Source organism: Alcaligenes sp. Marseille-Q7550 (genome assembly GCF_965112015.1).
On sequence record NZ_CBCOPU010000003.1, the window covers coordinates 125,380 to 138,503 of the forward strand.

Here is a 13,124-nt window from a genome sequence, read left to right on the forward strand (position 1 = left end):
ACAGATGCCTAGGGCCGCAGGCGGTAGCCCGTGCGGAAGATCCAGCCGACCAGCGCCAGGAAGGCGGCCAGGAAGATCAGCGTCATGCCCAGGCTCAGCCAGACGTTCACGTCGGCCAGGTTGAAGAAGCTCCAGCGAAACCCGCTGATCAGGTAGAGCACGGGATTGAACAGCGTGACCTTCTGCCAGAACTCGGGCAGCATGTCGATGGAGTAGAAGGTCCCGCCCAGAAAAGTCAGCGGCGTGATGATCAGCATGGGCACGAACTGCAGCTTTTCGAAGTTGTCCGCCCATATGCCGATGATGAAGCCCAGCAGGCTGAAGGTCAGCGCCGTCAGCGCCAGGAAGGTCAGCATCCAGATCGGGTGGGCGATCTCGTAGGGCACGAAGCAGCGCGCCGTCAGCAGGATGATGGCGGCCAGGATCAGCGACTTGCTGGCCGCCGCGCCCACGAAGGCCAGCGTGACCTCGAAGTGCGAGATGGGGGCGGACAGGATTTCGTAGATATTGCGCGTGAAGCGCGGGAAATAGATCCCGAAGGCCGCGTTCGAGACGCTGTGGGTCAGCACCGACAGCATGGTCAGCCCGGGCACGATGAAGGCCCCGTAGGACACGCTGCCGATCTCGTTGATGCGGTGGCCTATGGCCGCGCCGAAGACCACGAAGTAGAGCGCCGTGGAGATCACCGGCGCGACGATGCTTTGCAGCAGGGTGCGGCGCGTGCGCGCCATTTCATAACCGTATATGGCCAGGACGGCGTGCCAGTTCATGCCTGCGCTCCCACGAATTCCACGAAGATGTCTTCCAGGCTGCGCTCGCGCGTCTGGATGTCGGTGATGCCCAGGCCGGCCTGGCCTATGGCGGCCAGCAGGGCGCTGAAGTCGTGCTCCTGCTCCCGGTCATTGAAGGGATACAGCAGTTGCAGCCCGTCGGAGGAGCGCTGCAGTCCCAGCGCGACCAGCTGGCCGGGCAGGGCGTCCACCGGCTGGGCCAGGCTCAGGCTCAGGGTCTTGCCGCCCAGGCGGCGCATCAGGTCCTGCTTGGTCTCCACCAGTTGCAGCTTGCCCTTGTTGATGAAGCCGATGCGGTCGGCCATGTCCTCGGCCTCTTCGATGTAGTGCGTGGTCAGGCTGATGGTCACGCCCTGGCTGCGCAGCTTCTTGACCAGGCTCCACATGCCCTGGCGCAGCGCCACGTCCACGCCGGCGGTGGGCTCGTCCAGGAACAGGATCTCCGGCTCGTGGGACAGCGCCTTGGCGATCAGCACGCGCCGCTTCATGCCGCCCGACAGGGTGATGAGGGGGTTGTCCTTCTTGTCCCACAGGGACAGGTCCTTGAGGATCTGCTCGATCAGCGGCGGATTCGGGGACTTGCCGAACAGGCCGCGGCTGAAGCGCACCGTGTTCCAGACCGTCTCGAAGGAGTCGGCGCTGAGTTCCTGGGGCACCAGGCCTATCTTCCGGCGCGCCAGCTTGTACTGGTCGACATTGTCCGCGCCGTCCACCGTCACGGTGCCGCTGCTGCGATTGACCAGGCCGCAGATGATGCTGATCAGCGTGGTCTTGCCCGCGCCGTTCGGACCCAGCAGGGCGAAGATCTCTCCGCGCTTGATGTCCAGGTCCAGGGGGTGCAAGGCATGGTGGCCATTGGCGTATTGCTTGCTCAGGCCGCGCACGCGCAAAATGGCGTGGGAATCAGGAGTGTTCTGCATGGGCAGGAAGGTTACACTTGCGGGTTGCTGACAGGGTAAGAATGATCGCATGGATTTGAAGTCAACAAGCTTAACACCGGAGCCCCATGGGGATGTTCTGAGCGATGCGCAGGCCATGGCGCTGGCGCTGGAGCAGGCCGGACGCGCCGCCCGCATGGGCGAGGTGCCGGTGGGCGCGGTCCTGCTCGATGCGGACGGGCGTCTGCTGTCGGTGGGTGCGAACCGCACCATCTGCGACCAGGACCCCACCCAGCACGCCGAAATCGTGGCCTTGCGCGACGCCACGCGGCTGGCCGGCAACTATCGCCTGCCCGGCGCCAGCCTGTTCGTCACGCTGGAGCCGTGCATGATGTGCCTGGGCGCCATGCTGCACGCACGCCTGGCGCGCGTGGTCTGGGGCGCCGCCGATCCCAAGACCGGCGTGTGCGGCGGCGTGGAGTCTTTGCACCTGCACCCGACCCTGAACCATCACACCTGCGTCAGCGGCGGCCTGATGGCCGAGGAATGCGCGCAGGTGCTGCGCGACTTCTTCCGTGAGCGCCGCGCCCAGCAGAAAGCCGCGCGCCAGGCGCCGGCGCAAGGGCGGGATCAGTCCGTCTAGATTTGTCTTGGGACGGCCCTGCGTTAAAAAATCCTTCCACGCTGCGATAGAATACCGGCACCCTCATCTACAAGGCCCATCATGAACCTCCCCGAGCACGATCACCATCATCAGCATGACCACGGCCATTGCGGCCACCTGGATCACTCGGGAATCTATCTGTTCTCGCCCTCCGGCCAGGTCCTGGAGCCGGAACGTCTGACGCTGGCGCAGCAGCGCCTGCGCGACATGGGATTTACCGTGGATGCGGATGCGGACGCGCTGGCCGTGCACGAACGCTTTGCCGGCACGGATGAGCAGCGCCTGGCCGCCGTCCAGCGGTCCCTGGCCCAGCCCCATCCCATCGTCATGGCCACGCGCGGCGGATACGGGCTCAGCCGCCTGCTCGATCGCATCGACTGGCGCGCCGTGGCCGACAGCGGCAAGCATTTCGTGGGCATGTCGGACTTCACCGCCTTCAACCTGGCCCTGCTGGCCAGGACCGGCGCGATCAGCTTCTCGGGGCCGACCGCCATCGCGGACTTCGGCTGTCCGGAACCAGACGACCTGACCACGGAGCTGTTCGCCGAGCTGATGCGCGGCGAGCTGGAGCTGTTCAGCTTCGAGTCCGAGGACTCGGACGCCGTGGACGGGCGGGGCGTGCTGTGGGGCGGCAATCTGGCCGTGATGTGCTCGCTGCTGGGCACGCCGTATTTCCCACAGGTCGACGGCGGCATCCTGTTTCTGGAGGACGTGGGCGAGCACCCTTACCGCGTCGAGCGCATGTTGACGCAGCTCTGGCATGCCGGCGTGCTCAATCGCCAGCTTGCCGTGGTGCTCGGGCGTTTCACGGAATACCGCCAGGGCGCCAACGACAATGGCTTCGGCATGGATTCGGTCGTGCGCTGGCTGCGCCAGACCGTCAAGGTGCCCGTGGTCACGGGCCTGCCGTACGGCCATGTGGAGGTCAAGGTCACGCTGCCGGTGGGCAAGCAGGTCGGCCTGGCCACCGAGGACGGCATGGCCTATCTGGTCCTGGACGAACACGAACACTGACGGCAGGCACTAACGGATTTCGCGGGCGCTTGCTACACTAGCGGGTTGAATCCAACCTTTTGCAAAGTGCTTTTACGTGATCTCCACCGCTAATCTAACGATCCAGTTCGGCGCCAAGCCCCTGTTTGAAAACGTCAGCGTCAAGTTCGGCGAAGGCAACCGCTACGGCCTGATCGGAGCCAACGGATCGGGCAAGTCCACCTTCATGAAAATCATCGGGGGCGACCTGGAAGCCAGCGCCGGCAATGTGTCGCTGGATCCGGGCGTGCGCCTGGGCAAGCTGCGCCAGGACCAGTTCGCCTACGAAGACATGCGCGTGCTGGACGTGGTCATGATGGGCCACACGGAAATGTGGAGCACCATGCAGGAGCGGGATGCGATCTACGCCAATCCCGACGCCACCGAAGAAGACTACATGAAGGCGGCCGAGCTGGAGGCCCGCTTCGCCGAGTACGACGGCTACACCGCCGAATCGCGCGCCGGCGAGCTGCTGATGGGCCTGGAAATCCCGGTCGAGCAGCACAACCTGCCCATGAGCGAGGTGGCCCCGGGCTGGAAGCTGCGCGTGCTGCTGGCCCAGGCGCTGTTCTCCAATCCCGACGTGCTGCTGCTGGACGAGCCCACCAACAACCTGGACATCAACACCATCCGCTGGCTGGAGGACGTGCTCAACAGCTACCAGAGCACCATGGTCATCATCAGCCACGACCGCCACTTCCTGAACCAGGTCTGCACCCATATGGCCGACCTGGACTACGGCGAACTGCGCGTCTACCCCGGCAACTACGACGACTACATGCTGGCTTCGGTGCAGTCGCGCGAACGCGTGCTGGCGGCCAACTCCAAGGCCAAGGAGCGCATCAGCGAACTGCAGGACTTCGTGCGCCGCTTCGCCGCCAACAAGTCCAAGTCCCGCCAGGCCACCTCGCGCCTGAAGCAGATCGGCCGCCTGAAGGCCGACACCATCGAGGTCAAGCCGTCCTCGCGCCAGAATCCCTTCATGCGCTTCGAGCAGAAGAAGGTGCTGCATCGCCTGGCCGTCACGGTGGAAGGGCTGGGCAAGTCCTACGACCGTCCCGTCATCGGCAATTTCTCGGCCATGATCGAGGCCGGCGAGAAGATCGCCATCGTGGGCGCCAACGGCGTGGGCAAGACCACGCTGCTGCGCCTGCTGGCCGGCGACCTGGAGCCCGATCGCGGTTCGGTGACCTGGTCCGAGAACGCCGACATCGGCTACATGGCCCAGGACGTGTCGGACGAATTCGAAACCCAGGACAATCTCTTCGACTGGATCAGCCGCTTCCGCCAGGCGGGCGACGACGACCAGTCGCTGCGCTCGGTGCTGGGCCGCATGCTGTTCTCGGCGGACGACATCATCAAGCCGGTCAAGGTGCTCTCGGGGGTGAAAAGAACCGCATGACCTTCTCGCGCCTGATGCTGGGCCGGCACAACGTCATGCTGCTGGACGAACCCACCAACCACCTGGACATGGAGTCCATCGAGTCCCTGCAGATGGCCCTGGAGAAGTTCGCCGGCACCCTGATCTTCGTTTCCCACGATCGCGAGTTCGTCTCGGGCGTGGCCACGCGCATCATCGAAGTGCTGCCCGACGGCAAGCTGGTGGACTATCACGGCGGCTACGAAGACTACCTGGCTGCGCGCGAGCAGGCCTGAGGCCGCCGATGGCCTTGTTCACCCTGTCGGGGCCTGCCCGTTTCGAAGAGGACATCAAGAAAAGCCGCTTCCTGGCGCTGGCCGTTCCAGTGGACAGCGCCGCCCAGGCCCTGCAGTTCTTCCAGGAGAACAGCGTCCCGGACGCCACGCATAATTGCTGGGCCTACAAGATCGGCGCGGAGTACCGCTTCAACGATGACGGCGAGCCGGGCGGCACGGCCGGCCGCCCCATCCTGCAGGCCATCGAAGGGCAGAATTGCGATCGGGTGGCCGTGCTGGTGGTGCGCTGGTTCGGCGGCGTCAAGCTGGGCACGGGCGGGCTGGTGCGCGCCTATGGCGGCGCGGCCGCCCAATGCCTGCGACTGGCCGACAAGCGCGAACTGATTCCCATGTCACAGTTGCGCTGTCGCTGCTCGTTCAGCGACCTGGCGCTGGTCCAGTCCCGCTTCGAGTCCTTCGGCGTCCAGGTCCAGGACGAGCAGTTCGACGGAGAGGGCGTCTCCTGGGTGCTGGCCTTGCCGGCGGACAAGCGCGCCTGTTTTCAACAGGCCTTCGTCAACATGACCCGCGGCCAGGGCGAATGCGCGCCGCTCCAGGCGGATTGATCGCGCGCCTTTGCCCCGACAGGAAATTTTCCGCCAGGCTTGTTTCCTTGCTGGTATTTCTGCTGCTAAGGTAGGGGCAATGAATCCCTTGTCTTCTTCCTGCTTGGCTGATCAGCTATCGCGCATCCAGCGCGTGCTGCGCCGTCGCCTTCCCACCGGCCTGCTGGCCTTGTATCTGTACGGCTCCGCCGTGCAGAGCCGTTTGCAGCCTTACAGCGACATCGATCTCCTGGCGGTGGTGGATGCGCCTTTGCCGGCGGCTGCGCGCCTGGATCTGATGCGGGACCTGCTCTCGGTCTCGGCCTGGCCCGGCAGCGATCCGCATTGCCGAGCGGTGGAATTGACCGTGCTGGTTCGTGCCGATGTCGTGCCCTGGCGTTTTCCCCCTCGGCGCGAACTGCAATTCGGCGAATGGCTGCGCGAGACGCTGCAGGCCGGCCAGGCGCCGCAGCCGGAACCCGATGCGGACCTGGCCATTCTCCTGACCCAGCTTCGTCAGCACAGCGTGGCCCTGTCGGGACCGCCGGCCGAGGACTGTTTCGAACCGGTTCCCGTCCAGGACCTGAACGCCGCCATGCATCGCGCCGCGGCGCAGTGGGAAAAGCCTGCCGATTGGGCCGGGGACGCGCGCAATGTGCTCCTGGCCCTGGCGCGCATCTGGTTCAGCCTGTGCACGGGTGACATCGTCTCCAAGGACGCGGCGGCCGCCTGGGCTGCCGAGCGGCTTCCCCAGCCCTGCAAAGGGGTGATGGAGCATGCCCGCGAAGCTTATCTGGGCCTGGCGCCCGACCGGTTGGACCGGCAGCCGGAGCAGGTCCGGGCCTGCATTGCGCGCATCAAGAGCCGGCTTCCCGCCTGACTCCCTCGAAAACAGCCCCGCTGCAGGGGAAAAATGGGCCAGGCGTCCTGTCTGGACGAAAAGGCATGTTTTACGTACGAATCAGCGCGGTTGCAGCGTATTCCTTCGTCATACTGACTGCATCCGAGTCGTCGTCCAGCCCCGAGCGCCATGCAGCACAGCCGGGTCGGGCGCGGCCTGTTTCCAGGGGTGAACGCCATGTCCTACGAGATCGATGCCAGCGAGTGGCTCAACACGGAAGCGCCGCTCAGCCTGAGGGCCTTGCGCGGCCGGGTGGTGATCGTCACGGTGTTCCAGATGCTGTGCCCAGGCTGCGTGCGCAACAGCCTGCCGCAGGCCAAAGGACTGGATGCGCTCTTCCCGCGCGAGGACCTGGCGGTCATCGGTCTGCACAGCGTGTTCGAGCGCCATCACGTCATGACGCCGGCCGCCCTGCGCGCCTTTGCCAGTGAATACCGGCTGGGCTTTCCCATCGCCATCGACAGGCCCTTGGAGCCGGGCGTCATGCCGGCGACCATGAAGCAATGGGGGCTGGGCGGCACGCCCACCCTGCTGGTGTTTGATCGGCAAGGCGAACTTGCCTTGCGGCACCTGGGGCATCTGGACGATTTGCGGCTGGGAGCCTTCGTGGGCCAGCTCATCGCCCAGCGCAGGCTGCGGGAAGCGGGTCTGGAACCCGCGGATCAGGCGGACGGCGGCCCTGTCTGCACGCCGTGAATTTTCCACTTGGCAAGGATGTGTGATGAAAATTGCTGTTTTCGACACCTACGTGGTGCGGCCCGAAGGACGCGGCGTGCATTTCAGACATTCTGGTGCATGACCAGGACGACGCCAAGGCGCTGGACGTGGTGCTGGATCACGGCCGGCGCTATCTGAGCGCCAAGGGCGTGCCGGCGGATACCCTGAATGCGCGCGAGTGCCGTTTCTGCCATACGGAGATCGCCTCGACCCCGGTCGAGAACGAGATCAAGCGCATCGGCTTTGCCATCATCGAGCTGGAGCATTGCGACTAGGCGCATGCGCGACGCAAAAACGCCAGGCACAGCCTGGCGTTTTTGCTTGCGGCGCAGCCGTGCGCTAGCAGGCAAGCGCCTGTTCAGCGCAGGCTTTACCCGGATGCCGGAATCAGTTCTGGGTCTTGCCCTGGGATTCCTGGGCGGCGATCTCGGCGTGAACCTTTTCCATGTCCACCGCCTTGACCTGCTCCACCAGTTCGTTGAGCTGCGAAGCCGACAGGGCGCCGGCCTGGGAGAACAGCAGGACGCGTTCGCGGAAGACCATCAGCGTGGGAATGGAGCGGATGCGCAGGCCGCAGCCAGCTCCTGTTCTTCCTCGGTGTTCACTTTGGCGAAGGTGACGTCCTGGTGCTCGGCGGCAGCGGCTTCGAACACGGGGGCGAATTGGCGACATGGACCGCACCAGGGGGCCCAGAAGTCGATGATGAGGGGTTTGCCGTCTTCGACGGCAGCCTGGAAGGTGGCCTCGTTCAGTTCGATGGTGCTCATGGGGAGAGCCTCCGCATAAAAAAATACCCCCACGCTGCGCCTTTGGCTTGCTGCCCCCCAGGGGGGGATTTTTACCTTAGGACGGCCTGGCGGTAAAAAAAAGCGGCTGGTGGACAGCCGCTTTGTTAGTCATGCGTTCAGTGTAACCGCTTTTCCCGCGACGCCAAAGCGGCGTCCCGTTCGGCGGCAGGGTTATTCATTCCGCATAGACGCCATACTTGATGATGAACAGGATGGCCACGATCAGGGTGGCGGGGTGGATGTCGCGCCAGCGTCCGGTGGTCAGCTTGATGACCACGTAGCTGATGAAGCCGAAGGCCAGGCCGTTGGCGATCGAGTAGGTGAAAGGCATGGCGAAGGCGGCCAGGGCAGCCGGCACGGCTTCGGTCATGTCTTCCCATTTGACCTCGGTGATCTCGCGCATCATCAGGCAGGCCACATAGAGCAGGGCGGGCGCGGTGGCGTAGCCTGGAACGGTGGCGGCCAAGGGCGAGAAGAACAGGGCCAGCAGGAAGAGCACGCCCACGGTCAGGGCGGTCAGGCCGGTGCGGCCGCCCGCCTGCACGCCGGAGGCGCTTTCGACATAGGCGGTGGTGCTGCTGGTGCCCAGCATCGAGCCGGCCACGATGGCGGTGCTGTCGGGCAGCAGGGCGCGGCCCAGGCGGTTGGGGCGGCGTTCCTCGATCAGGCGGGCGCGCTTGGCCACGCCTAGCATGGTGCCGGTGGCGTCGAAGACCTCGACCAGCACCAGCACCAGAATCACGTGGATGAAGCCGGTGTGCAGGGCGCCCATGATGTCCAGCTGCAGGAAGGTGGGCATCAGCGACGGGGGCATGGAGACCACGCCGCCGAACTGGCTGTAGCCGGTTGCGATGGACAGGAGGGTGATGGCCAGGATGCCGATCAGGATGGCGCCGCGCACCCTCAGGGCGTCCAGGGCCGCGATGATGAAAAAGCCCAGGATGGCGAACATGGCCCCGGGCTTGGTCAGGTCGCCCAGGCCGATCTTGGTGGCGGGGTTGGCCACGACGATCTCCGAGGTCATCAGCGCGATCAGGCCCAGGAACATGCCTATGCCGGCGGCGATGGCGCTTTGCAGAGACTTGGGTATCCCGCGTATCAGCCAGCCGCGTATGCCGGTGACGGTCAGCAGCAGGAAGATCACGCAGGAGAGGAAGGCCACAGCGCCTGCTGCCAGGTGTAGCCCAGCGTGGCGACCACGGTGAAGGCGAAGAAGGCGTTCAGCCCCATGCCCGGCGCCATGCCGATGGGCCAGTTGGCCAGGAAGGCCATGATGAAGGTGCCCAGCGCGGCAGCCAGGCAGGTGGCCACGAAGACCGCGTTGCGATCCATGCCCGTGGAGGACAGGATGTCCGGGTTGACGAAGATGATGTAGGACATGGTCAGGAAGGTGGTGATGCCTGCCAGGACCTCGGTGCGGAAATTGGTGCCATGCTCAGAGAGTTTGAATAAGCGTTCAAACATGGTCTTCCCCTCGTGGTTGATATGCTGTCGGAATCCCTTGGAGCGTGTGCAGGCTCCAAGATGGATGACGGATTTTAACCGTCACAGACACACTGTGTTGCACTCTTTATGCCTGCACAATGGACCTTTAAGAGAAGCTTGGCAAGAGGTGGCGCATGGGCAACAATTTGCCGACCTCGCCATGGCGGCGGGGTAAAATAGCCAAATGAATATTCTTGGATTTGAAAGTTCCTGCGACGAGACCGGCGTGGCGCTGGTCAGCACGGAACGGGGCCTGCTGGCTCATGCCCTGCACAGCCAGATCGCCATGCACCGCGATTACGGCGGCGTCGTGCCGGAGCTGGCTTCGCGCGACCACATCCGGCGCGTGCTGCCCCTGACCCGCCAGGTGCTGGCGCAAGCAGGCCTGGCGCTGGAGGAGGTGGACGCCATCGCCTATACGGCCGGTCCCGGGCTGGCCGGAGCCTTGCTGGTAGGCGCCAGCGTCGCGCAGGCCATGGCCTGGTCGCTGGGCAAGCCCACCATCGCCGTGCATCACCTGGAAGGGCACCTGCTCTCGCCGCTGCTGGCCGAGCCCCGTCCTGAGTTCCCTTTTGTGGCGCTGCTGGTGTCGGGCGGCCACACGCAGATCATGCGGGTGGACGGCGGGGCCGGTACGAATTGCTGGGCGAGACCCTGGACGATGCGGCCGGCGAAGCCTTCGACAAAAGCGCCAAGCTGATGGGGCTGGGCTATCCCGGCGGACCCGCCCTGTCGCGTCTGGCCGAGCAGGGCGACCCGACGGCATACGATTTGCCCCGCCCCATGCTGCACAGCAAGGATCTGGATTTCAGCTTCAGCGGCCTGAAGACCGCGGTGCTGACGCGGCTGCGCAAACTGGAGCAGGAAGAGGGCGGCGTGACGCCGCAGCGGCGCGCCGACCTGGCCGCCGCCACGGAAAGCGCCATTGTCGACGTGCTGGCGGCCAAGGCCATCAAGGCCTTGAAGCAAAGCGGGCTGAAGCGTCTGGTGGTGGCCGGCGGCGTGGGAGCCAACCGACATCTGCGCGCCCAGTTGCAGCAGGCGATGCGCAAGCTGCGCGGCGAGGTCTTCTTTCCGCCGCTGGAATTCTGTACCGACAATGGCGCCATGATCGCGTTTGCGGCGGCCATGCGGCTGCAGCATGGCCTGGCGGAGCTGGATGCGTCGCAGCACGGTTTCGCGATCCGGCCGCGCTGGGACTTGGCCAGCGTCAACGAGCCGCTGGCGCAGGCAGGAGCCTAGGCTTTATTTTTTCTTGCCGGCGCCGATCTTGCTTTCCTTGCCGGTCATGAGGCGGCGGATGTTCTCCTGGTGTCGCCACAGCAGCAGGGCGGCGATGGCGATCAGGGCGGCGGCGGTCGCGCCGCTCATGGGCCAGGCCACCTTGGCGCCCAGCAGGTAATAGAAGGGCACGAATACGGCGCTGACGATGGCGGCCAGCGAGGAATACCGGCTGACCCAGGCGATGATCAGCCAGGTGGCCAGCGTGGCCAGCGCCAGCCAGGGCTCCAGGGCCAGGATCACACCTATGGCGGTGGCCACGCCCTTGCCGCCCTTGAAGCCCAGGAACAGCGGGAACAGATGGCCCAGGAAGGCGAACAGGGCGCTGATGGCGGCCAGCGCCGGCGCCCAGCCCCAGGCGGCGATGGCCTGCTGGGTCAGGAACACCGCCAGCCAGCCTTTGAACGCATCGCCCAGCAAGGTCAGAACGGCGGCCTTCTTGTTTCCGGTGCGCAACACGTTGGTGGCGCCCGGGTTTTTGGAGCCAAAGGTGCGCGGGTCCTGCAAGCCCATGATCTTGCTGACGATCACGGCAAAGGGCAGCGAGCGCAGCAGGTATGAAACCAGGGCCGTGAGCAAGGCGGCCGCAGCGAAGGGAAGGGCATTCATGGGATCGGAGCTCCACAATAATAGTTGCGCGGATTCTACCGGCCTTGCAGCAAAATACCAAAACCAGCGGGTACAATTCGCTACCCCTGTTAGATTTTTAACGGAAGTGAACGATGCGTATTCTGGTGTCCAATGATGATGGCTACAATGCGGCCGGGATCGAGGCCCTGCATCAGGCCTTGCAGGGTCTGGGCGAACTGACCGTCATCGCACCCGAGACCAATTGCAGCGGGGCCAGCAACTCCTTGACGCTGAACCGCCCCCTGTCGGTGCGCCAGGCCGCCAATGGCTTCTATTACGTCAATGGTACACCGTCGGACTGCGTGCACGTGGCCCTGACCGGGCTGCTGGACTTCCGTCCGGACCTGGTGGTCTCGGGCATCAACAATGGCGCCAACATGGGCGACGATACGCTGTATTCAGGCACGGTCGCCGCTGCCATGGAAGGGCACCTGTTCGGCATACCCGCCATCGCCTTCTCGCTGATCGAGCGCGGCTGGCCCCATCTGGACAGCGCCGCGCGCATCGCGCGCGAGGTCGTGGAGCGCTGCCGTCGCCAGCCCCTGGCGCCCAATACCCTGCTCAACGTCAACATTCCGGCCGTGCCCTACGATGCGCTCAAGGGCCTGCGCGTCACGCGCCTGGGCAAGCGCCATCCATCCGAGCCCGTCATCCAGAGCCGCACGCCCTATGGCGACCCGGTCTACTGGATAGGCCCGGTCGGCCGGGTGTCCGACAGCGCGGACGATACGGATTTCGGCGCGGTCGAGCAACTGGCCGTATCGGTCACGCCATTGCGCGTGGACCTGACCAATTACGAACAACTGGCCGGCATACGGGCCTGGGCGGAGTAGCCATGCGCAAGCCGGTCAACCGTTTTCCTTTCGCCGACGGCACGACGAACCGATTCGGCAAGTCCCGGCTGGGCAGCGGGCTGTCCGCCAGCAACAGCAACACGCGCATCGTGCAGCGCGGCCAGTTGCAGCCCGCGCCGGCTGGGGCGGTGTCACAGCAAGTGTCAACAAGTGTCAATCTTGGTTTGAACTCGGAACGCTCGCGTGGCATGATGATCGAGCGCCTGCGCAGGCAGGGCATCGTGGACGAACGCGTGCTGGCCGCCATGCAGGCCGTGCCCCGCCACCTGTTCGTCGACGAGGGGCTGGCCAGCCGCGCCTACGAGGACGACGCCCTGCCCATCGGCTTTGCCCAGACCATATCCCAGCCCTGGGTGGTCGCGCACATGATCTCCCTGGTGTGCGACCAGAAAATACCTAACAAAGTACTTGAAGTTGGCGCCGGATGTGGTTATCAGGCTGCAGTTTTGGCACAATTGGTCAAAGAAGTTTACGCCATCGAGCGCATCAAGGGGCTGTACGACGCGGCTCGTGATCGCATGAGGCAATTAGGCCTGTCGCAACGCGTTCGGGTGCTGTTTGGTGACGGAATGCAAGGTTACGCCGCCGCCGCTCCCTATGATGCTATCGTTGTGGCGGCAGCCGGTCCGGTCATTCCCCGGACCTTGCTGGAGCAATTGGCCGTCGGCGGGCGATTGATCGCACCCGAAGGCACGACGCAGCAGCGCCTGGTCCTGGTGGAGCGCACCGGACAGGCCGGCTGGCGTCGCGAAGAACTTGAAGCGGTCCGCTTCGTACCGATGCGGTCCGGAACCCAGATTTAGTAAGACATTCTCAGGAGATTCATATGCAGCATGCAGTCAGGTTACCGATAACCGCTGCTC

The 13,124-nt window shown here is 64.8% G+C and carries 11 protein-coding genes and 4 pseudogenes; 10 read left to right on the plus strand and 5 right to left on the minus strand.

What is annotated here, in order from left to right; translation table 11 throughout:
* Window positions 1–8 precede the first annotated feature (8 nt).
* Together ACWPWO_RS17090 and ACWPWO_RS17095 are read right to left on the minus strand one after the other, a co-directional pair.
* Window positions 9–770, minus strand: coding sequence for an ABC transporter permease (locus ACWPWO_RS17090; protein ID WP_454007612.1), 762 nt, complete (start codon window positions 768–770; stop codon window positions 9–11).
* On the minus strand, window positions 767–1,711 hold the full coding sequence (locus tag ACWPWO_RS17095) for an ATP-binding cassette domain-containing protein (RefSeq protein ID WP_454007613.1): 945 nt from the start codon (window positions 1,709–1,711) through the stop codon (window positions 767–769). Before ACWPWO_RS17095 ends, ACWPWO_RS17090 begins: the two co-directional genes overlap by 4 nt.
* 49 nt (window positions 1,712–1,760) lie before the next feature.
* Here ACWPWO_RS17095 and tadA point away from each other — a divergent pair, with 49 nt between their 5' ends.
* The 7 genes and pseudogenes from tadA to ACWPWO_RS17130 all read left to right on the plus strand — a co-directional run bounded on the left by tadA (window position 1,761) and on the right by ACWPWO_RS17130 (window position 7,498).
* Window positions 1,761–2,312, plus strand: a complete 552-nt coding sequence (gene tadA / locus ACWPWO_RS17100; protein WP_454007614.1) for a tRNA adenosine(34) deaminase TadA — start codon at window positions 1,761–1,763, stop codon at window positions 2,310–2,312.
* An 81-nt stretch (window positions 2,313–2,393) separates the two neighbouring features.
* Window positions 2,394–3,347, plus strand: coding sequence for an LD-carboxypeptidase (locus tag ACWPWO_RS17105; RefSeq protein WP_454007615.1), 954 nt, complete (start codon window positions 2,394–2,396; stop codon window positions 3,345–3,347).
* A 76-nt stretch (window positions 3,348–3,423) separates the two neighbouring features.
* Window positions 3,424–5,021, plus strand: a pseudogene (locus ACWPWO_RS17110) (ABC-F family ATPase).
* Window positions 5,022–5,029: 8 nt separating this feature from the next.
* Window positions 5,030–5,626 (plus strand): IMPACT family protein, encoded by a 597-nt coding sequence (locus ACWPWO_RS17115; protein WP_454007616.1) that lies wholly within the window; start codon window positions 5,030–5,032, stop codon window positions 5,624–5,626.
* 88 nt (window positions 5,627–5,714) lie between these two features.
* Window positions 5,715–6,485, plus strand: coding sequence for an aminoglycoside adenylyltransferase family protein (locus ACWPWO_RS17120; protein ID WP_454007617.1), 771 nt, complete (start codon window positions 5,715–5,717; stop codon window positions 6,483–6,485).
* A 150-nt stretch (window positions 6,486–6,635) separates the two neighbouring features.
* Window positions 6,636–7,202 carry a redoxin family protein gene (locus ACWPWO_RS17125; RefSeq protein WP_454007618.1) on the plus strand — a complete coding sequence of 189 codons (567 nt, stop codon included), beginning with the start codon at window positions 6,636–6,638 and terminating at the stop codon, window positions 7,200–7,202.
* Between the two features lie 95 nt (window positions 7,203–7,297).
* Window positions 7,298–7,498 carry a DUF2024 family protein gene (locus ACWPWO_RS17130; RefSeq protein WP_454007619.1) on the plus strand — a complete coding sequence of 67 codons (201 nt, stop codon included), beginning with the start codon at window positions 7,298–7,300 and terminating at the stop codon, window positions 7,496–7,498.
* A gap of 112 nt (window positions 7,499–7,610) precedes the next feature.
* Here the strand turns inward: ACWPWO_RS17130 and trxA are convergent.
* Window positions 7,611–7,990 (minus strand): annotated as a pseudogene (gene trxA / locus ACWPWO_RS17135) (thioredoxin).
* A gap of 196 nt (window positions 7,991–8,186) precedes the next feature.
* Window positions 8,187–9,475, minus strand: a pseudogene (locus ACWPWO_RS17140) (NCS2 family permease).
* A 205-nt stretch (window positions 9,476–9,680) separates the two neighbouring features.
* Between ACWPWO_RS17140 and tsaD the strand changes: the two are divergent.
* Window positions 9,681–10,738 (plus strand): annotated as a pseudogene (tsaD, locus tag ACWPWO_RS17145) (tRNA (adenosine(37)-N6)-threonylcarbamoyltransferase complex transferase subunit TsaD).
* A 3-nt stretch (window positions 10,739–10,741) separates the two neighbouring features.
* Here the strand turns inward: tsaD and plsY are convergent.
* Window positions 10,742–11,386 carry a glycerol-3-phosphate 1-O-acyltransferase PlsY gene (gene plsY / locus ACWPWO_RS17150; RefSeq protein WP_454007620.1) on the minus strand — a complete coding sequence of 215 codons (645 nt, stop codon included), beginning with the start codon at window positions 11,384–11,386 and terminating at the stop codon, window positions 10,742–10,744.
* A gap of 113 nt (window positions 11,387–11,499) precedes the next feature.
* Between plsY and surE the strand changes: the two genes are divergently transcribed.
* On the plus strand, window positions 11,500–12,240 hold the full coding sequence (surE, locus tag ACWPWO_RS17155; RefSeq protein WP_454007621.1) for a 5'/3'-nucleotidase SurE: 741 nt from the start codon (window positions 11,500–11,502) through the stop codon (window positions 12,238–12,240).
* 2 nt (window positions 12,241–12,242) lie between these two features.
* A complete protein-coding gene (locus ACWPWO_RS17160; RefSeq protein ID WP_454007622.1) occupies window positions 12,243–13,064 on the plus strand; it encodes a protein-L-isoaspartate(D-aspartate) O-methyltransferase in 822 nt (273 codons plus the stop codon).
* Window positions 13,065–13,124: the final 60 nt, after the last annotated feature.